This window comes from Paenibacillus sp. VCA1, from assembly GCF_031583795.1.
GTDB lineage: Bacteria > Bacillota > Bacilli > Paenibacillales > Paenibacillaceae > Paenibacillus_AQ > Paenibacillus_AQ albilobatus.
In genome coordinates this window covers 1-23867 of record NZ_JAVLSX010000018.1, presented here as the reverse complement: position 1 = coordinate 23867, position 23867 = coordinate 1, and the positions used below count along the sequence as shown (strand labels likewise).

At 52.2% G+C, this 23867-nt stretch carries 24 protein-coding genes and 1 other RNA gene; 12 read left to right on the top strand and 13 right to left on the bottom strand.

All coding sequences use genetic code 11. The annotated features are described in order from the left end of the window. Positions 1-75 precede the first annotated feature (75 nt). The 3 genes from pepF to RJP21_RS27830 all read right to left on the bottom strand — a co-directional run bounded on the left by pepF (position 76) and on the right by RJP21_RS27830 (position 2502). Positions 76-1866: an oligoendopeptidase F gene (gene pepF, locus RJP21_RS27840; protein ID WP_310862161.1), complete on the bottom strand. Its 1791-nt coding sequence runs from the start codon at positions 1864-1866 to the stop codon at positions 76-78. 207 nt (positions 1867-2073) lie between these two features. Then, positions 2074-2259 carry a hypothetical protein gene (locus RJP21_RS27835; RefSeq protein WP_160040208.1) on the bottom strand — a complete coding sequence of 62 codons (186 nt, stop codon included), beginning with the start codon at positions 2257-2259 and terminating at the stop codon, positions 2074-2076. Positions 2260-2268: 9 nt separating this feature from the next. After that, complete coding sequence (locus RJP21_RS27830) at positions 2269-2502, bottom strand: hypothetical protein (RefSeq protein ID WP_160040206.1); 234 nt, start codon at positions 2500-2502, stop codon at positions 2269-2271. Positions 2503-2665: 163 nt separating this feature from the next. Between RJP21_RS27830 and RJP21_RS27825 the strand changes: the two genes are divergently transcribed. Then, positions 2666-2863 carry a cold shock domain-containing protein gene (locus tag RJP21_RS27825; RefSeq protein WP_127599896.1) on the top strand — a complete coding sequence of 66 codons (198 nt, stop codon included), beginning with the start codon at positions 2666-2668 and terminating at the stop codon, positions 2861-2863. Positions 2864-3041: 178 nt separating this feature from the next. Here the strand turns inward: RJP21_RS27825 and RJP21_RS27820 are convergent, their stop codons facing one another. Next, positions 3042-3707 carry a lysoplasmalogenase gene (locus RJP21_RS27820; RefSeq protein WP_310862160.1) on the bottom strand — a complete coding sequence of 222 codons (666 nt, stop codon included), beginning with the start codon at positions 3705-3707 and terminating at the stop codon, positions 3042-3044. 221 nt (positions 3708-3928) lie between these two features. On the opposite strand from RJP21_RS27820, the gene RJP21_RS27815 reads away from it, so the two are divergent. Together RJP21_RS27815 and pfkA are read left to right on the top strand one after the other, a co-directional pair. Further along, on the top strand, positions 3929-4960 hold the full coding sequence (locus RJP21_RS27815) for a tetraprenyl-beta-curcumene synthase family protein (protein ID WP_397386299.1): 1032 nt from the start codon (positions 3929-3931) through the stop codon (positions 4958-4960). 19 nt (positions 4961-4979) lie between these two features. After that, positions 4980-5948 carry a 6-phosphofructokinase gene (pfkA, locus tag RJP21_RS27810; protein ID WP_160040200.1) on the top strand — a complete coding sequence of 323 codons (969 nt, stop codon included), beginning with the start codon at positions 4980-4982 and terminating at the stop codon, positions 5946-5948. 119 nt (positions 5949-6067) lie between these two features. Here the strand turns inward: pfkA and RJP21_RS27805 are convergent, their stop codons facing one another. Both RJP21_RS27805 and RJP21_RS27800 read right to left on the bottom strand, forming a co-directional pair. Beyond that, positions 6068-7432, bottom strand: a complete 1365-nt coding sequence (locus RJP21_RS27805) for an MATE family efflux transporter (RefSeq protein WP_310862158.1) — start codon at positions 7430-7432, stop codon at positions 6068-6070. Between the two features lie 236 nt (positions 7433-7668). Further along, positions 7669-8844, bottom strand: coding sequence for a putative glycoside hydrolase (locus RJP21_RS27800; protein WP_310862157.1), 1176 nt, complete (start codon positions 8842-8844; stop codon positions 7669-7671). A 335-nt stretch (positions 8845-9179) separates the two neighbouring features. Between RJP21_RS27800 and RJP21_RS27795 the strand changes: the two genes are divergently transcribed. After that, on the top strand, positions 9180-10289 hold the full coding sequence (locus tag RJP21_RS27795; protein WP_310862203.1) for a GntR family transcriptional regulator: 1110 nt from the start codon (positions 9180-9182) through the stop codon (positions 10287-10289). On the opposite strand, the gene RJP21_RS27790 is transcribed toward RJP21_RS27795, so the two are convergent. Further along, entirely contained in the window at positions 10280-11191 is a 912-nt protein-coding gene (locus RJP21_RS27790; protein WP_310862156.1) for an SDR family oxidoreductase, read from the bottom strand. The two genes, RJP21_RS27795 and RJP21_RS27790, sit on opposite strands and share 10 nt — an antisense overlap. Before the next feature lie 357 nt (positions 11192-11548). On the opposite strand from RJP21_RS27790, the gene rhaB reads away from it, so the two are divergent. Together rhaB and rhaA are read left to right on the top strand one after the other, a co-directional pair. Continuing rightward, positions 11549-13000, top strand: coding sequence for a rhamnulokinase (rhaB, locus tag RJP21_RS27785; RefSeq protein WP_310862155.1), 1452 nt, complete (start codon positions 11549-11551; stop codon positions 12998-13000). Positions 13001-13050: 50 nt separating this feature from the next. Next, positions 13051-14331, top strand: coding sequence for an L-rhamnose isomerase (gene rhaA / locus RJP21_RS27780; protein WP_310862202.1), 1281 nt, complete (start codon positions 13051-13053; stop codon positions 14329-14331). 194 nt (positions 14332-14525) lie between these two features. Here the strand turns inward: rhaA and RJP21_RS27775 are convergent, their stop codons facing one another. Beyond that, entirely contained in the window at positions 14526-14714 is a 189-nt protein-coding gene (locus RJP21_RS27775; protein ID WP_201452123.1) for a hypothetical protein, read from the bottom strand. 185 nt (positions 14715-14899) lie between these two features. Next, positions 14900-15724, bottom strand: coding sequence for a YitT family protein (locus RJP21_RS27770; RefSeq protein WP_310862154.1), 825 nt, complete (start codon positions 15722-15724; stop codon positions 14900-14902). Positions 15725-16161: 437 nt separating this feature from the next. On the opposite strand from RJP21_RS27770, the gene cshA reads away from it, so the two are divergent. After that, on the top strand, positions 16162-17727 hold the full coding sequence (gene cshA, locus RJP21_RS27765; RefSeq protein WP_310862153.1) for a degradosome RNA helicase CshA: 1566 nt from the start codon (positions 16162-16164) through the stop codon (positions 17725-17727). Between the two features lie 98 nt (positions 17728-17825). On the opposite strand, the gene RJP21_RS27760 is transcribed toward cshA, so the two are convergent. After that, positions 17826-17945: a sporulation protein YjcZ gene (locus RJP21_RS27760; RefSeq protein WP_201452121.1), complete on the bottom strand. Its 120-nt coding sequence runs from the start codon at positions 17943-17945 to the stop codon at positions 17826-17828. Positions 17946-18126: 181 nt separating this feature from the next. Between RJP21_RS27760 and RJP21_RS27755 the strand changes: the two genes are divergently transcribed. The 3 genes from RJP21_RS27755 (at position 18127) to RJP21_RS27745 (ending at position 19845) form a co-directional block, all read left to right on the top strand. Further along, the gene (locus RJP21_RS27755; RefSeq protein ID WP_310862152.1) at positions 18127-18951 is read left to right on the top strand and encodes a YesL family protein; all 825 of its coding nucleotides are present in this window, start codon (positions 18127-18129) and stop codon (positions 18949-18951) included. Positions 18952-19023: 72 nt separating this feature from the next. Then, positions 19024-19214: non-coding RNA, 6S RNA (gene ssrS, locus RJP21_RS27750), on the top strand. A 241-nt stretch (positions 19215-19455) separates the two neighbouring features. Continuing rightward, positions 19456-19845 carry a DUF1499 domain-containing protein gene (locus RJP21_RS27745; protein WP_160040183.1) on the top strand — a complete coding sequence of 130 codons (390 nt, stop codon included), beginning with the start codon at positions 19456-19458 and terminating at the stop codon, positions 19843-19845. A gap of 193 nt (positions 19846-20038) precedes the next feature. Here RJP21_RS27745 and tpx read toward each other — a convergent pair whose 3' ends face one another. Then, positions 20039-20557, bottom strand: a complete 519-nt coding sequence (gene tpx / locus RJP21_RS27740; RefSeq protein ID WP_160040182.1) for a thiol peroxidase — start codon at positions 20555-20557, stop codon at positions 20039-20041. Positions 20558-20735: 178 nt separating this feature from the next. Here tpx and RJP21_RS27735 point away from each other — a divergent pair, with 178 nt between their 5' ends. Together RJP21_RS27735 and gltC are read left to right on the top strand one after the other, a co-directional pair. Next, entirely contained in the window at positions 20736-21371 is a 636-nt protein-coding gene (locus tag RJP21_RS27735; RefSeq protein WP_310862151.1) for a rhomboid family intramembrane serine protease, read from the top strand. Between the two features lie 38 nt (positions 21372-21409). Beyond that, on the top strand, positions 21410-22369 hold the full coding sequence (gltC, locus tag RJP21_RS27730) for a glutamate biosynthesis transcriptional regulator GltC (RefSeq protein ID WP_310862150.1): 960 nt from the start codon (positions 21410-21412) through the stop codon (positions 22367-22369). 28 nt (positions 22370-22397) lie between these two features. Here gltC and RJP21_RS27725 read toward each other — a convergent pair whose 3' ends face one another. Continuing rightward, positions 22398-23072 (bottom strand): zinc metallopeptidase, encoded by a 675-nt coding sequence (locus tag RJP21_RS27725; RefSeq protein ID WP_160040179.1) that lies wholly within the window; start codon positions 23070-23072, stop codon positions 22398-22400. 52 nt (positions 23073-23124) lie between these two features. Continuing rightward, on the bottom strand, positions 23125-23556 hold the full coding sequence (locus RJP21_RS27720) for a MerR family transcriptional regulator (protein WP_160040178.1): 432 nt from the start codon (positions 23554-23556) through the stop codon (positions 23125-23127). Between the last annotated feature and the right edge of the window lie 311 nt (positions 23557-23867).

Below are 23867 nucleotides of genomic sequence, written 5' to 3'. Positions count from 1 at the left end.
CGGACACCTCCTTCTTAAGGACAGTATAAAATCCCTTGGCCTGCAAGGACAAGGGATTTTCGTGCCTAGAATGCATTATTTCGTCATTTGCTCCAACTGCTCGATCACATTTTCAAAAACGCTCATCGCTTCGCGGATCGGCTGCGGCGAGGACATGTCGACGCCGGCTTTTTTCAGGATGTTGATCGAGAAGTCGCTGCCGCCGCTTTTCAGGAAGCCGAGGTAGCGGTCCACGGCAGGCTGGCCTTCCTCCAAAATTTGCTTGGAGAAGCTGGTCGCCGCGGAGAAGCCGGTCGCGTACTTGTACACGTAGAAGCTGTTATAGAAATGAGGGATGCGGGCCCATTCCATTTCGATGTCCTTGTCGACGGCCATGCCTTTGCCGTGGTATTTCACGTTCAAATCGTAATAAATTTCCGACAGCGCCTGCGGCGTCAACGCCTCGCCCGATTCGGCGCGCTCATGGATGAGCTTTTCGAATTCGGCGAACATCGTTTGGCGGAACACCGTCGTGCGGAACTGGTCCGCATAATAGGTCAGCAGGTACATTTTTTCCTTCGGATCCGTCGATTTTTTGAGCAGGTAATCCATCAGGAGCGCTTCGTTGGTCGTGGAAGCGACTTCGGCCAGGAAGATCGTGTACTGCGCGTCGCGGTAAGGCAGCGTGTTGTCCGAATAATAGGAATGCAGCGCATGGCCCATTTCGTGCGCGAGCGTAAACATGCTGTTCAAATTGTCTTTATGGTTCAGCAGCACGTAAGGGTGGGTGCCGTAGGCTCCCCAGCTGTAAGCGCCGGTGCGTTTGTTTTCATTTTCGTAAACGTCGATCCATTTGTTGTCGTAGCCTTCCTGCAGCGATTTCAAATAGTCTTCGCCCAGCGGCTTGAGGCCTTCCTTGACGGTCTTTTTCGCTTCATCGTAGGTGATGTCCATTTTGTATTCTTCCACGAGCGGCGCAAACAGGTCGTACATATGAAGCTCATCGACGCCCAGCAGCTTTTTGCGCAGGTTCATGTATCTGTGCAGCAGCGGCAGGCTTTCATGGATCGTGTCGATCAGGTTGGTATACACTTCCTTCGGAATATTGTCGCCGTACAACGACATTTCCAGAACGGAAGGATATTTGCGCACGTTCGCGTAAAACATGTTTTTGTTGACGTTGGCGTTCAGCGCGGCGGCGATGGTGTTTTTATTTTTCGCATACGTATCGTATACGGCTTTAAACGCGCGCTCGCGCACCTCGCGGTTCGGGTTCTCCAGGAACTGGATGTAGTTGCCGTGCGTCAGCTCGACTTCCTTGCCGTCTTCGTTTTTGATTTTCGGAAACTTCAAATCCGCGTTGTTCAGCATGCCGAAAATCGTCTGCGGCGCCTGGGACAGGTTGCCGACCTGCGCGAGCAGCGCTTCCTCCGTCTTGGAAAGCACATGCGCTTTTTCGCGCTTCATTTCGGTCAGGGTGAACTTGTATGGAGCGAGAACGGGATCCGCGATAAACGCGTCCAGCGTTTCGTCCGGCAGCGACAAAATTTCCGGCGTAATGAAGGAAAGCGCCTCGCCGACCTGCACGTTCAATTTTTTCGCTTTTTGGGACAATGCCTGGTATGTAGGGTTTGCTGTATCTTCGTCATGGTGCAGATGGGCATATACGTAAAGGCGTTCGGTTTTAAGGGAAATATCGTCTTCAAGCGCGAAGCAGTCTTTCACCGATTTGGCGTTGTCGAGCTTGCCTTGGAATTCGGCGACCTTTTTCAGCTCCTGCTGAAGTTCGGCGTAGGTTTGATCCCAGGCTTTTTGGCCGTCAAACAAATCCTCCACATTCCATTTATGCTCTTCGGGTACTTCTGAACGCTTCAATAGCTTTTCCATGGGAATCCTCCTTAATTGTTGGGATGAATGAGTATGGGTTCCACTTGACGAAACCGCAGGAGGAAAAAGGGGAACAGCGCCCGCGGCAACCGCAAGCAGCACCGCGATCCTGATCGTCTTGCTGAAGTTCACAAGCAGGGAGCCTCCTTGTTTAGGAAATATACCCCTTAGTATGAACCTTTCCCCTCAATAATATGAAACTTTCCTTCAAGGGCTGGAACCCATGGTGAACAGACTGTATACAATAAGTATAAAGGCAATGAGGATCATGACGGCCGCCGTGCCCGCCAGACCCCGTTTCAGCTTCTGCGGGACCGAGTTTTTCATCATGATCAGCACGGCCCCGAGGCAGAAAGCGGAAATGATGAAGATAAGGGTGCTGTTATACTCCATTTTGTAGGGCTAGACTCCTTTGAAGGCGGCCATGATCGAACGCCATTCTTCCATATTGTCTTCGTATTCCTCTTTGGGAAAACGGGCTTCGGCCCATTGCATGAGAGCCGGGCGGCTCATGAAGGTGTGGGTTTCCTCGCCCCATTGATCGGAGATCTCCCGAAGAATGATATAACGGCCCTGCACTTCGACGGTCATCATGTTCCATTTGTCTTTTTTGTATATTTCGTGTTTTTTGATCATATGCATTCTCCGTTTGGTCTTTTGGTAAAATGATACCTTAGAGGAAGCTCCAAAAGCAAATGAAAAAGTTCAAATTCGCAAAAGATCGATTGCATTGTCAAGATGCATGAAGTATAATGTACTTATTCGCCACATATGGCGGTATTTTTAGGAGGTTGTTCATTTGAAAGGTACAGTTAAATGGTTTAACGCAGAAAAAGGCTATGGCTTTATCCAAGTTGAAGGCGGCGAAGACGTATTCGTGCATTTCTCCGCAATTCAAGGCGATGGCTTCAAAACTTTGGACGAAGGTCAAGAAGTTGAATTCGAAATTACTGAAGGCAACCGTGGCCCTCAAGCTGCAAACGTAACTAAATTATAAGAATCAACTCCGTTTTATGGATTTCTGAAGATTATAAATTTCCGGCATTGCCGACAAGTTTATAATTGAGCGGAAAACTTCGGAAGTAGCGTCGACAGACGTTTTCTTATAGCTTTGGTTAAAAAAAGCCTATAAAGCACAGTTCCCTGAAAAGGGAGCTGTGCTTTTTTTGGTTGCGTCAGGTAAGAAATCGAACCGGAGTATCGCTGCCGTTCTGTATGCCGCCCGATGCCCGGAGTCTGTGCCGCATGCTGCCGGCGATCAAAAATTGCGCGGTGTAATACGTTCCCATCACCAGAACGCCGGGATACGCGATGTCCGAAACGAACATGTTCCAGGAGAGGATGGAGTCGCTCGCGATAAACAGCAGCGCTCCGGCGGCGCATCTCGAGTTTCCCGTCATGACGGCAAAGAATCCCATCAGGGTAATGACGGCCACGTATAAAAATACCGGAACGATCAGGTTATCATGCCCTCCGGCGGTCAAACCGCCATGCAGCTTCCAGCCCATAAATGCGGCGAAGCCGGCAAGGGGGAGCGCCGCGCAAAGCCGAAGGGGCGAAAATCTCCACCGCATCAAAAAAGCGGACAAGTAGAACAGGTGGCCGATGAGAAAAGCCGACAATCCCACGACGAAAAAACGGAGCAAGCCGTCGCCCAGCATGCAGAAAAAGAGTCCTGCGAGCGTAAGAAAAGCGTGCTTTTTGTTGGCGGAAGAGCATTGAAGATAAGCGTAAACGAGGATCAGCGCCATAGGAATCAGCTTGAACAGTAAATGGTGCAGCAAAAAAATGTGGAGCAGCCCCATCGTCAGGATGAGGTAAGGCAGCAGCTTTTTTACCATGTTTTGGGCCTCCTTGATGGAAATGATCGATAAGCGTCTTTTTAAGCGTTTTCATTGGAAATGAGCGCAAAGAACGTGATCTAGTTTATTTGTACTATTCCAAGGTCCATATTATAATAAGAAACATTAGGATAGATACAAGTAGACAACAATGTGGAGGCACCGTCTTGAATGAACAAAGGCAAAGTCAATATCAAGTTCCCCGGAACCCTATAAGCTTGATGGGACGAGTGTATAAGCATGTTCTGCCTGAAGTGCGGAAGGAACTGGACGGATGGCGGAGCCTGGCGAACCGAATTCCCGATCCGGAGCTGCGGAAACAAGCGCTTGCCAGCATCGAGACCAAGCAATTCCATTGCGAGGGAGGCGGCGTTTATGCCGCGGTTCCGCTGCCCGACAGGCTGATCCTGACGAAGCTTATCGTCGCCTATCAGACGATCAGCGATTATCTGGATAATTTATGCGACCGCAGCACCTCCATGGATCCGGAGGATTTCAGGCTGCTCCATCAGTCCATGCTGGACGCGACCGATCCGGAGGCGGAGCCGGTGAATTATTACGCGCTGCGACTGGAGCAAAACGACGGCGGTTATCTGCGCAGCCTGGTAACGACCTGCCAGGCTTGCATCCGCCAGCTTCCCGGTTATGCGTCTGCCATGCCTTACATCCGGGACTTAGCCGGCTTGTACACCGACCTGCAGGTTTATAAGCATATCAAGCCCGAATTAAGGGAGCAGGCCTTGCTGGAGTGGTGGGAGCTTCACCGTGAACGGACCCCCCATCTGCAGTGGAACGAATTCGCCGCAGCTACGGGTTCAACGCTGGGCGTATTTATGCTTTTTCTTGCCGCGAGTGACCGGCACTTGAGCGATGCGGCTGCGGCCTCCATTCATGCGTCATACTTTCCACATGTTTGCTGTCTGCACATTATGCTGGATTACCTGATTGATCAGGAAGAGGATCGGCTTGGCGGGGATCTGAACTTTTGCAATTACTATGATTCTCCCGATATCATGCTGGACCGGATCGCCCTGATTGTCGGATCGGCCCGCAAGGATGTATTGTCCATTCCCGTTCCGCCGTTTCACCGGATGATCATCGAGGGATTGCTGGCCATTTATTTGTCCGATCCGAAAGTCAGCGAGCAGCAGGATGTTCGCTCCGTGTCCAAGCGCTTGATGAAAGGCAGCCCGCTGATCAGGCTCTTCTTCTTTGTCAACAGCCGCTGGATCCGCAAACATTTGTATGAGTGATTACGAGGAGGAATTTTTCATGACAGTGAAAAAGATTGCAGTTCTAACCAGTGGCGGGGACTCCCAAGGGATGAACGCGGCCGTTCGCGCGGTGGTACGCAGCGGACTTTATTTCGGGCTTGAAGTGTACGGCATTCAACGCGGTTATCAGGGATTGCTGAACGACGACATTTTTTCGATGGATCTGCGCAGCGTCGGGGACATCATCCACCGCGGCGGGACCATCCTGCAATCTGCGCGCTGCAAGGAATTCATGACGCCCGAAGGACAGCAAAAGGGTGCCGACATCCTGAGAAAACGGGGAATCGACGGCCTTGTCGTTATCGGCGGGGACGGTTCTTACCACGGAGCCAACAAGCTGAGCAAACTGGGCATCAAAACGATGGCCCTGCCAGGCACGATCGATAACGACATTTCGTTTACGGACTTTACGATCGGCTTTGACACCGCGGTAAGCATCGTCGTGGACGCCGTCAACAAACTTCGCGACACGATGTCCTCCCATGAGCGTTCCTCGATCGTCGAGGTTATGGGCAGACATTGCGGGGACATCGCCTTGTACGCGGGCCTTGCTTCCGGCGCCGAAACGATTCTCGTGCCGGAGGTACCGCATGACATGGACGAAATTTCTGCACGGATGGAGCAAAGCTTTGCCCTCGGCAAACGCCACAGCATCGTGATCGTGGCGGAAGGGGTCGGAAGCGGCGAAGACGTGGCGAAGGCGCTCACCGACCGCTGCCCTACGCTCGAACCTCGCGTCACATGCCTTGGCCATATCCAGCGCGGCGGCACGCCTACGCCGGCCGACCGCAACCTGGCCAGCCGCCTGGGCGACTTTGCCGTACGCAAGCTGATCGAAGGCGAATCCGGCAAAGCCTGCGGCATTATCAAAGGCGAGCTTGTTCTCACTGACATCGACAAGGTGGTCAACACGAAAAAAGAATTCAACATGGAGTTGTACGAGCTGGCTTCCCGTCTTTCGCAGTAACGAATGCGTTTCGGCAGACGAACGAAAGGAGCCTTCCCGGCAGGTCGATCGACCCGGGGAGGCTCCTTTTTTCGTGGGAATTTCAATTTTTCAGACTCGAACTCGTCTTACGGTCGCCGTCAAGCGGCGATAGCCGCGCTCTTCCGGGTGGCGCGCTGTACTTTCACCAGACGCCACAGCAGCAGGGTTGCGCCAACGGCAAGTCCCGTTATAAGCCCGATCCAGAAGCCGAAAGCGCCAAGCGACGTGAAGGAAGCGAGCAGGTAGCCGACGGGGAGCCCGATCACCCAATACGAAACAAAAGTAATGATAAAGGCGGGGTTCACATCCTTGTAACCGCGCAGCGCGCCTTGCACCGGCGTCGCGATCGCATCGGAAATTTGGAAGAAAATCGCGTAGATCAGAAAATGCTGCGTCAACGCGATGACTTTGCTTTCCTCCGAATATAAACCGGCGACGTATTGGCCTGCGACAAGCAGCACGACGGCCGTCACAAGCGACAGGGCCACCGCCGAGCCGATGCCGAGAATGCTGTACTGCCTTGCGTCTTTCAATCGTCCGGCTCCTTTCTCGAAGCCGACAAGAATCGTTAGCGCCATGCTGATGCTGAGCGGGATCATGTATAACGTCGTCGCGAAATTCATGGCCGCCTGATGCGCCGCAATCGTGATGGTGTTAAAGCGGCTCATCAGCAGCGTAACGGCTGCAAATACCGCGGTTTCGAAAAAAATCGAAAAGCCGATCGGCACCCCGATTTTCAGCAGCTCCTTCCACACGCGGAAAGACACGCCGTGAAATTGGCGGAACATGCCGTAGGAAACGAAAGGCTTCAGCCGGATCACGAACAGGATGGCCACCGCAAAAACGCACCAGTACGTAATCGCGGAGGCGATGCCTGCTCCGGCGCCGCCAAGACGCGGAAACCCCCAGTTGCCGAAGATGAGCAGGTAATTCAGAAAAATGTTGATCGGCAGGGAAATCAGCGTAATCGTCATCGAAATCCTCGTCTGACCCAGCGCATCGATGAAACTGCGAAGCACCGTATATCCGAACATCGGAATGATGCCGATCGACAGGAAACTCAAGAAGCGGAAGGCGACGGATCGAACTTCGTTTTCAAGGTTCATGCCGTCCAAAATGACCGGGAGCAGCATGCTTCCGACGGCCAAAACCGCGACGGCAAGCAAAATGGCGAGCCATAATCCCTGCATCACATGGTACGAGACCTTTTTCGCCTGGCCTCCGCCGATAAGATGGGATACGATCGGGGTCATCCCCATCAGGATCCCGCTCAGGCCCGTTTGCAGCGGCACCCACAGGCTCGAGCCGATGGCCACGCCGGCCAAATCGGTGGAACCGGCGTGGCCGGACATGTTCGTATCAAAAAACGTAATGGCGGATAAGGCGATTTGCGTCACCAGAATCGGCAGCAAAATGACTATAAATTGTTTAAACTTTTGGCTCATCGTTACCGTTGTTTTCATGTTAAGCCTCACAGTACAGTAAATTCGCGTATGTTAACCGACAGAAATCCATTTTAAAGCATTCGCTTTCCTTTGAACAGGGAAATCCGGCATAAATACGTCGAAGCCGCTGAAAAAGACTGTACCTAAGCAGCCTTTCTACGTCCGCCATCATCTGCGGTGCCGGTCCTTGAAACAACGAACCCGGCCATGGCGGCCGGGTTCGGGCAACGGATCATATAACCGCAGGTTGCGTTTTATTTGTACTGCACGCCTTGGGAGTAGCGGTTGGTTGCATTCCAAAGCAAATATTCGTCGATATGCATGTCCTTCAATGCCCGAATTTGCTCTTCAACCTGCGTTTTGCCGTATTTGATATAATGCCCGCTGCCGAGCCAGCTGGCGGTAAAATCCTGTATCCATGGCCGGACGATCGGCTTTTGGTCTGCGAGCGGAGCGAGTTTTTTGAAGGTATCGGTCATCGAACCTTTGATCGTGCGGTACGGCTCCTTATCCGGGTCCTTGGCGCCGAACCAGCCCTGGGTGTAATGGCTTGGGTATACCATCGGGCTGATCACGTCGACGTTCGCGGAAATTTTGTTGAAGTCTTGCCCGATGCCTTCGGCGGCAGGAACGGAAGCGGCATAACCGAAAATGTCGACCGATACGCGGACGCCCATCGGTGCCAGCTGTTTCCGGGCATACTGCACGAAATCGGCGACCGTTTCGACGCGGGTTTTGCCGTTTTTGACGTATTTCAGCGAATCGGCCCGTTTTTCGAATCCCTCGGGAAAGCGGACGTAATCGAATTGGATTTCCTTAAATCCGAGCTTGGCCGCTTCTTTGGCGATTTCGACGTTGTAATCCCACACTTCCTTGCTGAAGGGATTGACAAAGCTGTCGCCTTTGCCGTTTTTCCATACGGTTCCATCTTGATTGACAAAAGAAAGATCAGGACGTTTTTTGGCGAGAACCGTATCTTTGAACACGACGACGCGGGCGATCGGGTACACATCATGCTGCTTCAGACGGTCCATCAGCCCGTGGATGTCGCGGATAAACGGCTGGGGATTTCCCTTTTTGATCAGTTCGGGGTTGTCCGTCTTGTAAGTTATGTACCCGGCGTCATCCTTAATGTCGATCACCATGGCGTTCAGGTCCGTTTGATCCACGAGATCGAGCAGCTGGTTCATCCGGGAACCTCCGGCGCTGTAGGCCGTCACATAGACGCCTTTGACTTTGGGAGCATCCGTTTGGGGATCGCTTTTGGCGATTTGACCGTTCGCGCTCGCGGCGACGTCTTTGTGCTGGGAGTTGGCGATGGCCGAATGAATGGCGGAATTCAATAAATTGGCGGCTTGATCGCTGCCGTTTTGCGGATGATGAGCTGCGCTGCCGCCCAAAAACAGCAGCAGTGCCAAGATGATGTTCATAATATTCTCTCCCTTGTTCGCGTTCACAATACGATTATATTAGAACGGCTGTGCTCAAAAACAACAGGTTTGTAACAATTTGACGATTATTTTGGGGTGAAAGTTTCGCGGTTTCGGCTGCAAATTCGTCCAAGGGCGAATCATGTATATGGAGTAGCTTTGCCTGCAGGCATCATAAATACATACGGAGCAGGGGATTGGCAGCATTTTAGCAATGATGGAAATAAACGAAACCGGGCGGCGTGCATTCATGCATAAACCGACATCTTCTTGCGAAATCAATACCCTTAAAGTATACTTAACTCAATTTGTAGGGAGTGATAACAGTGACGGGCATGGAAAAATCGGATAAAATGCCGATGTATCAATATATTATGAAGGACATTAAACGCCGGATCGAAGCCGGGGAGTTCAAGGCGCATGATCCGCTTCCGACGCAAATCGAACTCGCCAGGCAATACAACACCAGCGAGATTACGTCGCGGAGAGCGCTGTCCGATCTGGTGCAGGAAGGGTACGTCTACAGGATTCGTGGAAAAGGCAGCTTCGTGAACGAAGCCGGCGCCCCGCAGCGGAAATCGATGCGGACCGTTTATTTGGCCTATAAAAACGAGGTGGTCGCGGCGTTCAACCATCCGTTTTTTACGGAAATGTTCCAGGGGATTCGCGACGTTTGCGAAGAAAACGGCATTCGTTTTTTTCTGTGGGGATTAAACGAGGAGTACAAGCTGCCGGACGATCCGGATGCGGGCATCATTTTGCTTACGACCAACCATGTGTTCGACATTCAGCATTTGACGGGGTGGAAAGAGGAAAAACGCCGGATGGTGACCGTTCATTTTTTTTATCCCCATCTGGGCATTCCGTACGTGATCGTCGACAATTTGACGGGGGGGTATTTGGCGACGCAGCATTTGATCTCTTTGGGGCACCGGGATATCGGACTGATTTTGCCCGGGGAGTCGATGGTGGACGTAAACCAGGAGTTTTCCCTCCGCCTGCAAGGCTACCGGCTCGCCTTGTCCCAGCACCAGATTCCTTTCAACCAGGAGTGGATCACCGTTTTACCGGGCGAAGATTTCGCGGAAACGGGCTATCGGGGGTTTAAGTCGCTGATGTCCATGGAACATCCCCCAACCGCCGTTTTTGCCTCGAGCGACTTAAAGGCGATCGGGGCGATGGACGCGGCCAGGGAAATGGGGATCCGGATCCCGGAGGATGTCAGCTTGATGGGGTATGACGATTTGGCGATGAGCGCATTCGCAAATCCGGCGTTGTCGACCGTAAATCAAAATACGCGCAAGTTAGGCGAACGGGCCGCCGAAATCCTCCTCTTCGAGCTCAGGGAAGAAGAAAACGGCCAAATCCGGGAGGAAATCGTCCCGACGGTGATCGTACGGGACTCGACGGCGCCGCTCGCCACGGATGCGGATGCTCAGCGGTAACCGGTAGCATCGGCCGGTTTGCCCTGATCCTGCACCTCTTCGATATATCTCCAGGCGTCCGGCTGCGAACCGTCCAGATCATAAAAATGGTATACTTTAGCCAGTTCGCCGCTTGATACAGAGCAGCCGTTCCAGCGGGCTACCTCCGGATCCCCGGCAAGTGCCGCAACCGCGCGCCCGACGAACCGGGGCGTCTCCGAAATGATGAAATGCGGCTCTTTTTCGAGCGCATCCCGCCAGTTTTCTTCCCGGACGCCGAAGTGTTCAAGCATGATTTCGGAGCGCATCCAGCCTGGCGTTACCGCAACGGCTGTGCATCGATGAGGCTGCAGTTCGTGGGCGAGCGATTTGGCCATCCGGATGACGGAATTTTTCGCCAAATCGTAAAACAGCGACAACCTGTAATTCCGGTCGTTATACGCCGCCGTGCCGTCGGTCATTTCCACGACCAGCCCATTTCCGGTCCGGATCAGCAGCGGCAGCGCAAAATGGTTTGTTATGATATGGGTATCGATCGCCAGCCTCAGCATGCGGAATCCCGCCTCCAGCGAATGCTCCCATACGGGCACGTTCCACTGTATCAGGTTTTCTCCTCCCCAAATGTCATTGACGAGTATGTCCAACCGCCCTTGCTCCTTCTCAATGCGGTCCACCAAAGCTTGAACCTGCAGCGGATCCAGATGGTCAACCTGTACGGGGATGCCTTTCCCTCCGGCAGAAGAAACAAGTTCCGCCGTCTCTTCGATCGTTTCGGGACGACGATACTCGGAAGGCATCGTTCGCGTCGTCCGCCCGGTTACATAAACGGTCGCTCCGGCCGCTCCCAGTTCAACGGCGATTCCTCTGCCCGCTCCACGCGTAGCGCCTGCGACCAATGCCACTTTTCCTTTTAAAGAATGCAATTCCATCCACCTCTTTCAAATATTTTACGAATCGATCATAACGTTTAATTATGACAATACATGTCGCAGATAAGATAAAACGATTTTGTTTCTGCAAAGTATACGTCATTGACGAATTAAAAGGTTATTATCGTTTAGTATTTTCAATATCATCCAAAAAATGATTGATTCGCTGCGATTCATACAATATACTAATTCGTAAAAAGTATACAAAATATATGTCGGCGGGTATATTCAGCATACGGCTTGGCGTTTTCAGGGGGAGGTATCCGCATATAACAGGTCGTCAAACGACAGCCGATGAGCTTGGCAATCGATGTTCCGTCCGGCAAAAAATCCTTTGCGGGAGTCATGCGTATGAACAATTATTTGGCCGTCGATATCGGCGCTTCCAGCGGAAGAGTGATATGGGGGACGCTCCGGGATGGAGCGCTCCGCTTGCGGGAAATCCACCGGTTCAGCAATGGATTTCATGAAAAAGACGGGAAGTTTTGCTGGGATATCGAGTATTTGTTTGAACAGATTCTTCTGGGGCTGCGGAAGGCAAAAGCGCTCGGCATCGAAACCTGCACGCTCGGCATCGATACCTGGGCGGTGGATTACGTTCTGATGGACCGGGAGGGGGAGCGGATCGGAGAAGTTTACGCGTACCGCGATCCCCGGACGAATGGCGCTCCGGAGCGTCTGCATCGGCATGTTCCTTTTCAGGAAATCTACGCGAAAACGGGGATTCAGCAGTTATCCTTCAACACGTTATACCAGCTGTACGTGCACGACCGGGAAGAACTGAAAGCGGCGGAGCATATATTGCTTGTTCCCGATTACCTGCACTACCGGCTGTGCGGGGTTTTGAAAAGCGAAGCGACCAATGCCTCGACGACGCAGCTGCTGAACCTGCATACGCAGGATTACGATGCCGAACTGCTCGCGCTGCTGGGGCTTCAAAGAAGCCGGTTTCCCGAACTTGTCCGGCCTGGCGCGCGGCTGGGTTTTATCCGGGAGGAGCTTGTCCGGGCGCATGGCCTTCCCCGGTGTGAGGTTATCTGTGCGGCAACCCACGATACGGCTTCGGCCGTGCTTGGGGTTCCGGCGCAGGGGACGTCATGGGGTTATCTCAGCAGCGGCACCTGGTCGCTTATCGGAGTGGAACGGGAGCGGCCGCTGACAAGCCGATTGGCGATGGAATGCAATTATACGAACGAATGGGGTGCCTTCGGCACATACCGTTTCCTGAAAAATATGATGGGGATGTGGCTGATCCAGCAGGTCCGCAAAGAACTTGACAACGCTTATTCGTTTGCGGAGCTTGCTGAACTGGCCGCTGCCGCCGAGCCTTTCCGCTCGCTTATTCCGTGCAGCGACGACCGGTTCATGAACCCGCCGAACATGACGGAAGCGATCCGGAGCTTCTGCAGACAGTCCGGCCAGCCGGTGCCGGCGTCCCCCGGGGAACTGGCCCGGTGCATTTTTGACAGCATGGCGCTTTCCTATGACGTTTATGTCCGCGAGCTTGAGCATGTGACCGGAGAGCCGCTCAAGCAGCTTCACATCGTCGGCGGGGGCTCGAACAACGCATTTTTATGCCAACTCAGCGCCGACTTGCTTGGCATGGAGATTTATGCCGGACCGACCGAAGCCACGGTGCTCGGCAACCTTGCCGTGCAGATGATCGCGGATGGGGCCATTCGGGATCTTGGGGAGGCGAGGGGAATGATCCGTCACTCTTTCGAAATCCGGAAGTACGAGCCGCGTCCAGAAGACCCTGCACGGCTGAAGGAGCTTCGGGACCGGTATCGGTCGCTTGGCTGAACCGAAGATGAGGCGCGAACACAATGACGAACATTCCGGAGGGGAAACAGATGGAGGCTGCGATTCAAAACAGCTTTAACGAAGCCAAAAAATTGTACGAAAAGCACGGCATCGACGTGGACGATGTCCTCGAACAGCTTTCCCGCATCAAAATTTCGCTTCATTGCTGGCAGGGGGACGACGTGAGGGGATTTCTGAACGAAGGGCGGGAGCTGGGCGGCGGCATCGCCGTCACTGGCAGTTATCCCGGGCGCGCGAGCACGCCGGAACAGCTTCGGGACGATATCGACAAAGCGTTCGAGCTCATTCCGGGGCGCCATAAGGTTAATCTGCACGCCATTTACACGGATACGGACGAGCGGGTTGACCTGGACGCACTGGCGCCAAAGCATTTTGAAAATTGGGTGAAGTGGGCTAAACAAAAGGGTTACGGTTTGGATTTTAATCCGACCTGCTTTTCGCATGAAAAAGCAAGCGACGGTTTTACGCTCAGCCATCCCGACGCAGAAGTCCGGCAATTTTGGATCGATCACTGCAAAGCCTCGCGCAAAATCGGCGAATATTTCGGTCGGGAGCTGGGCCAGCCTTGCGTCACAAACATTTGGATTCCGGACGGGTACAAGGACGCCCCGATCGACCGCCTGTCGCCGCGCGTCCGGCTGATGGAAGCACTGGACGAAATCTTCAGCGATCCGATCGACGAAGCCTTCAATATCGATGCCGTGGAAAGCAAGCTTTTTGGCATCGGTTCCGAAAGCTATGTGGTCGGCTCCCATGAATTTTATATGGGCTACGCCCTCAGCCGCAGGAAAACGGTTTGCTTTGATTCGGGGCACTTCCATCCGACGGAAACGATCTCGAATAAGCTGTCCTCCTGGCTGCTGTTCGGAGAACGCCTTCTGCTTCACGTCAGCCGTCCGGTCCGCTGGGACAGCGATCACGTGGTCACGATGGACGACGAGCTGCTCGACATCGCCCGCGAGCTTGTCCGCGGCAAGCTGCTGGAGAAAACCCATATCGGCCTGGATTTCTTCGACGGCAGCATCAACCATGTGGCCGCATGGGTGATCGGTACAAGAAACACGCTGAAGGCTCTGCTGCGGGCGATGCTTGAGCCGGTGGACCGGCTGAAGGAAATCGAGCTGCAGGGGGATTATACGTCCAGACTGGCGCTTGTGGAGGAATTCAAATCTTACCCGTTCGGGGCGATCTGGGATTACTACTGCCGGAATGCGGGCACCCCGGTGAGAGAGGAATGGCTGGCCGAGGTGAAACGGCATGAACGGGAGGTTTTGTGCAAAAGATCCCAAGGGGAAGGATCGGTAGTGTAGTTGAAACCCAAAAAACCGGAGCCCAGATGTTCCATGAGCTTCCGGTTTTTGCGTGTTTCGGGGTGCCGTCGCCCGAGAAACCGGGCATTTGGGCCGTTATAATATCATCAGAATAAAATGCCGCCTGTTTCCAGTATGGTTCAGGGACTGATCACGGGCGGCACGGATCTTTCTATACGTTTTCCACATCTTCATTATTGAAGAGGCGCAGAGCTTTGGTGCTCACAGATGCTGTACTGGATGATTTCCATTGCATCTTCCTGTTCCAGGATTCCAAGTCCGTCCCGCAGCACAATGAGCGAATTCAGTTCATTTTGCTTCAAGAATGGCATCATATCGGGGAACCATTTCATGACGATTTGGGACAATTTCACCGTTTCCATTTCCACAAAAATCACCCTTTCCTCTCGGATTCTTTACAGCCCTAATTCTTTAAAGCCAAGGAATCGGAAAAGCGTTTAAGTGCCTGGAAAACCCTTGTCAAACCTAATCTCATGGAACTTATGCAGGAACCGCGCACCATTAATATACCACAAATCGCACCCTTTTTACACAAGGACCGCCAAATTCAGCTTCTGCGGAAGGAACCCATTACCCCGACGGTCTCGACGATATTGACGAAGGCCTTCGGATCGGTCTGCTTGATGATGCGTTTCAGCTCTTGAAGCTCGTAGCGGGTCGTTACAGTCATCAGCATGTCTTTGGACTCGTGGGAAAACGCCCCTTCGGTTTTGATTTTGGTCACGCCGCGCGGACGTTCGAGCAGCTTCTGCAGCAGCGCTTCCGTCTCGTTGGTGATGATATAAACGGTGACTTTGAAATGGCTGACATGGATGAAGTCCACCATTTTGCCGGTCACGAAGATCGAAATCATCGAGGCAAGGGCGAGGTTCCAGTCGTTTTGAAAATATCCGGCGGCAAGAATGACCAGGCCGTTCATTGCGACGAGCACGTTGCCCACGGGAAAATCGCGGTAACGCGTCACGATGGAGCCGATAATGTCAAATCCGCCCGAGGAGCCGCCGGCCCGAAAAGATATGCCCGCCCCTACGCCGACCAGAACCCCTCCGAACACCGACGCCAACAGCGTATCCGACGCAAGCAGGTTGACCGGAACAACGGCGATGAAAAACGTCGTGGCCACGACCGACAAAATGCTGAGCACGATGAACCGTTTCCCGAGCTGAAACCAGCCCGCGACGAGGATCGGTACGTTAAAGACGAAATACAAAACGCTGAGATTTACCGGCGTAAAATAATTGACGAGCATCGATAGACCCGATACGCCGCCGCTGAGCAGCTTGTGCGGGACCAAAAACAGGTTGAATCCGCAAGCGATAAGCGCCGCGCCGATGATCACGACGACGTATTTCCAGACATTGCTGAGTTTCACAGGTTCACCCCCGTTTCCATAAGTACATAAATTTTCATAAAAATTTTCAGTCATTGTTTCAAGGCGCTGGTGTTTGCAATTTGGTTTGTGATATAATGGATTGGATATTCTTGAGTAGGCTTGTACAATAGTATTATTTTGACATTGTTTCAGGAGAAAAATTACCGTTTTTCATAAAAAGGGATTATGCGATGAACGGCGTACGTTCGAACGAAGAGGGGCTCTGCAGGTGCCGTTCCCTATATTGTGCCCGAAGCGGCACGAATTTGATGTTCGCAAATGCCTTTTAGGGGTGTTTTTACCCTGAATAAACGCTATAGAGAATATAAGCCATGCAAAAAATGATGTAGGAATGGCTAACCTATATATGTTTACCGCTACTTAAGAATACAGACAAGATTGTGGAATGTCCACTTTATAGAAGGAGTATGAATATTTTGAAAAATTTTGCAGACTTAGGCCTTGAACCGAAGGTTCTTCGCGCTATTACTGAGCTTGGATTCGAGGAAGCGACACCTATTCAGGCACAATCCATCCCGATCGCGATGACAGGACGCGACTTGATCGGGCAGGCACAGACCGGTACGGGTAAAACCGCGGCATTCGGCATCCCCCTGATCAACAAAATTTCCAAGGACACGGACAAAATCGTGGCTCTCGTTATGACTCCGACCCGCGAGCTTGCGATCCAGGTCGCGGAAGAAATCGGAAAACTGACCCGTTTCAAAGGCATCGGCTCCCTGCCGATCTACGGCGGCCAAGACATCGGACGCCAAATCCGCGCCTTGAAGAAAAAACCGCAAATCATTATCGGTACTCCAGGCCGTTTGCTCGACCACATTAACCGTAAAACGATTCGTCTCGACGACGTCGAAACCGTCATTTTGGACGAAGCCGACGAAATGCTGGACATGGGCTTTATGGATGACATCCAATCGATCCTGAAGCTGGTTCCGGAAAATCGCCAAACGATGCTTTTCTCCGCAACAATGCCGCCGAACATCCAAAGACTTGCCCAGCAATTTTTGAAAGACCCTGAACATGTATCGGTCGTTCCGAAACAGGTTAGCGCGCCGCTGATCGACCAGGCTTACATCGAAGTTCCTGAACGTCAGAAATTCGAAGCGCTTTGCCGCTTGATCGACATGGAATCCCCTGAGCTTGCCATCGTGTTCGGACGCACCAAGCGCCGCGTCGACGAGCTTTCGGAAGCTTTGCAAAAACGCGGATATTCCGCCGACGGGCTTCATGGCGACCTGTCCCAGAACCAGCGCGATACCGTTATGCGCAAGTTCCGCGACGGAAGCATCGACGTGCTCGTGGCGACGGACGTTGCGGCCCGCGGCCTTGACGTGTCCGGCGTAACCCATGTCGTGAACTTTGACCTGCCGCAGGATCCGGAAAGTTACGTTCACCGTATCGGCCGTACGGGCCGCGCGGGCAAAGAAGGCACTGCCTGGTCCTTCGTAACGCCTCGCGAAATCGACCACCTGCACCTGATCGAACGCGTAACGCGCCACCGCATTGCCCGCAAGCCGCTGCCTACGCTGGCCGAAGCGATCGAAGGCAAACAGCGCATCATTGCGGAGCGCCTGCTGGAGACGATCGACAAAGGCGAGCTGAACGAATACAAAGGTTTGGCGATCCAGCTGCTTGAGCAGTACGATTCCGTGCAGCTTTTGTCCGCGGCGATGAAAATGCTGACCGGCGAAAAACGCGATTCCGATATCCAGCTTACGCCGGAAGAGCCGATCCGCGTGAAACGCCGTTACAACAGCGGCAAGCCGGATCTTCGCAACGGACGCAGACCGTCCGGCAACTACGGCGGCTTCCGCAGCAACAGCGGAGGCAGAGGCGGAAATAACCGCGACCGCGACAACCGCGGCGGCTACAACCGCAGCGGAGGACGCAGCGACTCCTATCGCGACGGAGACCGCAAGCCTCGCACGAGCAGCAGCGACGGCAGACGCTCGTCCAAACGCGACGAATCTTACAACAGCTAATCCGGGGAACGTTAACGTCCTCCGGTTCCAAACGCAAAGAGACGAAGAGCAGCAGCTGCCCTTCGTCTCTTTTTTTGATTGCAAATCGTTCGCCCAAATTAATAAATGAATGCGCGAGTGATGATAACAAGCAGAATGAAGAGAACAAGAATCGCACCTGTGGAACCCCACAAACCACCAAATCCAGGGCCATAACCGTATCCAGCTACATGGGACATGAAGAATTACCTCCTTAATTGTTTGATTCCTTTGGGTTACTGTGTATCTTATGTGGGTTAACGGCTCAAGGTATAGACCATGACCCATTTCCCCGAAAAATTAGGCTCTGGCAATATAGGGCCAAAATGCGGTAAAATATGAGTATGTACAAGCATAGATAGTGGGGGAGGAGACTTTTTCTTGGAATTTAAAGGCGCAATGGGCGGTATTTACCGAATTACGGAATGGATCACCCGCTTTGCATACAGCAACATCCTGTGGCTGATCTGTTCGTCTCCGTTTTTCTTTTTCCTGGTGACCAGGCTTTTGGTGACCGGCGCAAACGAATCGCTTCAAATGAACTGGGCCATGGGTATTGTGGCACCGTTTACATTGTTTCCGGCTACGGCTGCGCTGTTTGCGGTCGTGCGCAAATGGGTTATGGGCGACCCCGATGTAAAAATATTCAGCCTGTTTTTCAGATCGTACAAGGAAAACTACAAGCAAAGCATGATCGGGGGCATTTTTTACGTTTTGCTGCTTGTCATCATGATGGTGGACTACACCGTGTACATGACGCAGTTCAAAAACATGCAGATCATCGGCATCGTTATGCTGATCCTGCTGATCGTACTTTTCATTTCCTTGTTCAATTTCTTTTCCATGATCGTCCATTACCATATGAGCATCCGGCAAATTTTGAAAAATGCGGTGCTGATTACGATTATCCGCCCGTTCCGCGTGATTGCGACGGTTCTCGGAAGCGCGGTCGTACTGTTCATTGGCTCCAAATATCCGGCGCTCATCTTCTTCTTCGGCGGAAGCTTGATCGCGTACTGGGCATTTTTCAACTTTTATGCCACGTTCACGAAAATGCAGGAACAGGCCGAGCGGATTAAGCAAAAGGAACTGGAGGAACAAGAAGCGGCCGAATCCGAAAACGGGGAAGAGGCATCTGCAGGCGCTGCGGATTTCGAACCTGGCGACGGGGATGCACGCGAAAAGGAACCGGCAAAAAAAGACTGACAAATACCCGCTTCTTTCCGTAATATTCGGCGGCAACATTTACTTTTTGATAAAAAAGGTCTATAATATAAGTACATCCTGCGATGTTCGCCACGGTTAATCGTTGTTTTGAACCAATGATGATGTCTAGGGAGATTTTTACGATGTGCGGCTGAAAAGCCCTGTCTATACGACAAGGGGACTTCAAAAACGCATCCGCGATCACCCACCTGCCAAAGCAGGTTCAGAAGACAATTTAACCGGACGGCATAGGCGGGTTTTCCTTTGAAGAAATGGCAGACACTTCGTGCTGCGGAAACGTTCCGCATGCCGGAGTGTCTTTTTGCTTTTTCGGACAACATTTGCATGTCTCGCAAGGGTGCGCCAAAATCAGCTGCAAACGCTTCATGCCCTGATGCCTAATGCCTTTTCGGCGATTTTTTACCCTACTTTCTCTTTTGTTCTGTCCTGAACAATGGTACACTGTAAAGTATTGATGATGCTTACTACAAAGGGGGAAAGGTCTTGTCGCTGAAAAGGGTTCTAGTGGGAGTCTTTCGCAGTCAGGAAGGTACGAGCGACCGCGCGAAGGATCCGAAGATGAAGACGCGCTACTACAATTTATCGAAAGACAAGGCATGGGAGGAAATATCCTCGACATTAAAGAAGATCCCGGGGTATAAGGTCTTGCATGAGGTTCCTTCCGTCGGAGAAATCACGCTGGAAAAAAGGACGTCATTCGGAAGAACGGTGGACATCACGGTATCGGTGCTTTCGGTAGGCCCGGTACGCAGCGCGGTGGACATGTATTCCGCTTCCAGAGGGTCCTTGGGGGATTTGGGGGCCAACTACCGCATTATTCTCAATTTGTTTTCGGCACTCGACAAAAAACTAAGCAAATATAAGGTCTCCTAACGATAGGCATGAAAAAGCGAGAGAAAGACGCAAGCTTTCTCCCGCTTTTTTTCAGGTGCCGGCATACGCGAAAACAAGTGCGCAAACCGGCTTGATGGATTATGGGGCATGAAAAAACGGTCTGTCCTCATCGAAAGAACGACGATAGGCTTTTTCTTGTGCCCTGATAAGCATATACTTAAGGTAGCGCTTTTTACAGCAGCTCTTTTACGGCGGCTACCGCTTGTTCGTAATTCGGATGCTCGGCCATTTCCTTCAAGTATTCCACGTACGTGATTTTGTCGTTTTGATCGACGACGAAAATGGAGCGCATGTCCAGACGGAATTCTTTGATATGAACCCCGTAGGCTTCGCCGAAGGACATGTCTTTGTGATCGGAAAGCGTCACGACGCGGTCAACGCCGGCTGCTCCGCACCAGCGCTCTTGGGCGAACGGAAGGTCCGCGCTGATGGTCAAGACGACTACGTTGTCGCCAAGGGCGGATGCCTCTTCGTTGAAGCGGCGGGTCTGGGCGTCGCATACGCCGGTATCGAGGGAAGGAACCACGCTGATCAACTTGATTTTTCCTGCGAAATCTTTGAGGGTAGCTTGTTCAAGCAGATTTTTGCTGACCGTAAAATCCGGAGCCTGATCGCCCGCTTTCAGTTCGGGACCGATAAGCGTAATCGGATTGCCTTTAAAAGTTGCAGCACCTGTGCGTTCTTGTGCCATGGTTCATTCTCCTTTCGGATATGGAAATTGGTGATTCGTGCCAAGTTTCATTATAATCTTTTTAAAAAGGCATTGTCCAATGGGATGGATGGATACGGCTTAAAGTTGCCGTCGAATAATGGGTGATTGCCCGGAGTCAGGCCTTGTCCCGGTACAGTTATAGCAAAGGATGTGCGGCATGTTATTTGTTCGTTATGAAAATTGGAAAAGTTATTTAAAATATTATCCGATTACGACGATATTATTTGTGGCGAATATCATTATGTATTTGATCGTCGTGTTTAACGGAGGCGCCTCGGACAACAATACGATCCTGAAATTCGGCGCCCTGACCAATGTGGAGGGATATAACGAATGGTGGAGATACCTGACGTCCCTGTTTCTGCATGGAGGTTTTTCGCATCTGTTGTTCAACGATTTTGCGATTCTCGTCTTTTGTCCGCCGCTTGAGCGGCTGCTCGGGGCTTGGCGGTATGCGCTGTTATATCTGCTCAGCGGCGTGATCGGCAATATTTTGTCGGTTGCGCATTATAACCGCCTGGGCGATGTCCTCATTACGCTCGGCGCCTCAGGCGCGGTGTACGGCGTGTACGGGGCGTATCTCTACATCGCCCTGCTGCAGCGGAACCTGATGGACGATTCCTCGCGCAAAACGATTTACGCCCTGCTGTTCATTGGTATCTTTTTCTCCTTTGCAATGGGGACGGATCAAATTAAAATCAATTGGATGGCCCATTTGGGCGGACTGGTCGGCGGATTTTTCATTTACGGCTTAATGGCAAGGATATTGAAGAAACGGTATAGAAGGTCATAAGAGGACCCGCGTAAAAAGCAGAATGGAGCGAGTAACAGGTGGAATTAAGACAGTTGCAGTATTTTTTGAAGGTAGCGCAGAAAGAGCATGTCACCCAGGCTTCGGAGGAGCTTCACGTGGCCCAGTCTGCGGTCAGCCGTCAGATTCATCAGCTGGAGGAAGAGCTGGGCGTTCAATTGTTTATGCAAAAGGGAAGAAACCTGCAGCTGACGCCGGTAGGCCAGCTGTTTTGCAAACGGGTGGACAGCATCCTCAAAGATCTCGACAGAGCGGTAGCCGAGGTTCATGAATTTTTGGACCCGGAGCAAGGCGAAATCCGGATCGGTTTTCCGCATAGTCTGGGGATCCATCTTATTCCGTCTGTCGTGGCCGAATTCAAGCGCCGGTATCCGAATGTGAAGTTCAGATTCAAGCAGGGCATGTTCCCGTCCTTGATCCGCGACGTCATTTCGGCCGAGGTGGATCTGGCCTTCATTTCGCCTTTTCCGGAAAAGCATGAACAGGTCGAAGGGGAAGTCATGCTGACGGAGGAGCTGTTTGCGATTTTGCCTCCGAACCATCCGCTGGCCAAGGAAGAAAACATCAAGCTCAGCCAGCTCAAGGACGATAAATTCGTCCTGTTCAGCAAAGGTTATTCCCTTAGGCCGATCGTATGGCATGCCTGCCTGGAAGCGGGATTTACGCCAAAGATCGCGTTTGAAGGCGAGGAAACGGATACGATTCGCGGACTGGTCGCCGCCGGCATGGGGGTCAGCATCCTGCCGGAAATGGCGCTTTTTCAGACCAATCCGCTGCAGCCCGCCCGGGTACGGATATCGGAGCCGAAGGTGACGCGCACCATCGGGCTCATCCATCGCTCGGACGACAAGCTGCCGCGGGTAGCGCAGGCCTTCCGCTCCTTTCTGATCAGCTACTTTGGACTGCAGCAGCAAACCGGGACTTCAAAAAACGGAAAACATCATAACGGCAACAATAAAAACACCCCGGTCGGTTCGTAACCGACCAGGGTGTTTTTTGCGTTTCGCGTTAGTCGCGGTTGTTATTAACGAAAATCAAAATGTAGCGGAGAAGCTCCAGCACGGAAATCAGCGCGGCAGCCACATAGGTCAGGGCTGCGGCATTCAGCACTTTGGCGACGCCTCTTTCTTCCTCGTTCGTAATATAACCTTCGGCTACCATAATGTCGCGTGCGCGGTTGCTTGCGTTAAATTCGACCGGCAGCGTAATCAGCTGGAAGGCGACGGCAACGGAGAAGAAAATGATCCCGATCCCGAGGAGTCCCATCCACTGGAACAAAAAGCCGGCGATAATGAGCAGCGGAGCGATCCCCGAAGCGAAATTGACGATAGGGAAAATCCGGTGTCTAAGCACCAGCATCGGGTAATGCTGCTTGTGCTGAATGGCGTGTCCGACCTCGTGGCAGGCGACGGAAATCGCCGAAATCGAATTCTCATAATAGACCGGTTCGGATAAGCGGACAACGCGATGAATCGGGTCATAGTGATCGGATAAAGCGCCTCGGACCGGCTCGATCGGAATATCGTGCAGCCCGTTGCTGTCGAGCATGTGACGGGCTGCATCATAGCCGGTCATGCCGCTATATGCCGGTACGTCGGACCATTTTCTGAACGTTCCCTGGACTCTGAACTGCGCCCATAGGGAAAATCCGAAAGCGATGATAATAAGGATATACATTCCCATTTTACAACCTCCTGCATGTGTCGATACCTGTGGGAAAACGTTGGTGCCCGCCTTAAAGGGTAGGCCCCTGCTCAAGGAAGAGCCGGATCGCTTCGATGCATGCCGCTCCCTGGGGCAGCAAATTCAGCAGCAGGCGCCGAGCCTGCCCGGGTTTCATCTTTTCCAGAATCGGGCTGAGCTCCTTGACCTCGCGTTCAAGCTGCTGCATGTGCAGCTCCAAATAAGAAAGCCTGTCGGAAACGTGATCGAGCTCCGGGGCAGCTTCCCATTTGGCAAGCGTCTGGCGGATCTCTTCCAGAGTATATTTCTCTTGTTTCAATTCATTAATACGTTTGAGCCGGAGCAAGGTTTCATGGCTGTACAAACGATAATTTTTAAGGGTGCGCTTCTCGGGAGAGATCAGTCCCAGCTTGGTATAATAATCGATCGTGCGCTCGCTGACGCCCCCGGCTTTTGCCAATTCACCGATCCGGTAAAGTTTCATATCCCCATCTAAAACCACCTCACCGAAATATAATTTATGGACTTTGCGGCAGATCCGTTAGGGATCCTAGTAGCACATTCAGGTCAGGCACCCCAGGCGCATATGCTGAACTTCCCGTCCGGACTCCGCAGCCTCCTGAGCTCAATAGAATGAACCAGGCCTTTCGCCTTATTTACAAATGAATGAATCATTATAAAACGTTCAATCTATGTAACTCATTTTAATAACTTATTGATGAAAATATGATACATGATAATGAACCATACAGTCAAACGTTACGCTTTTATAATATTACAACGAATGTTATATAT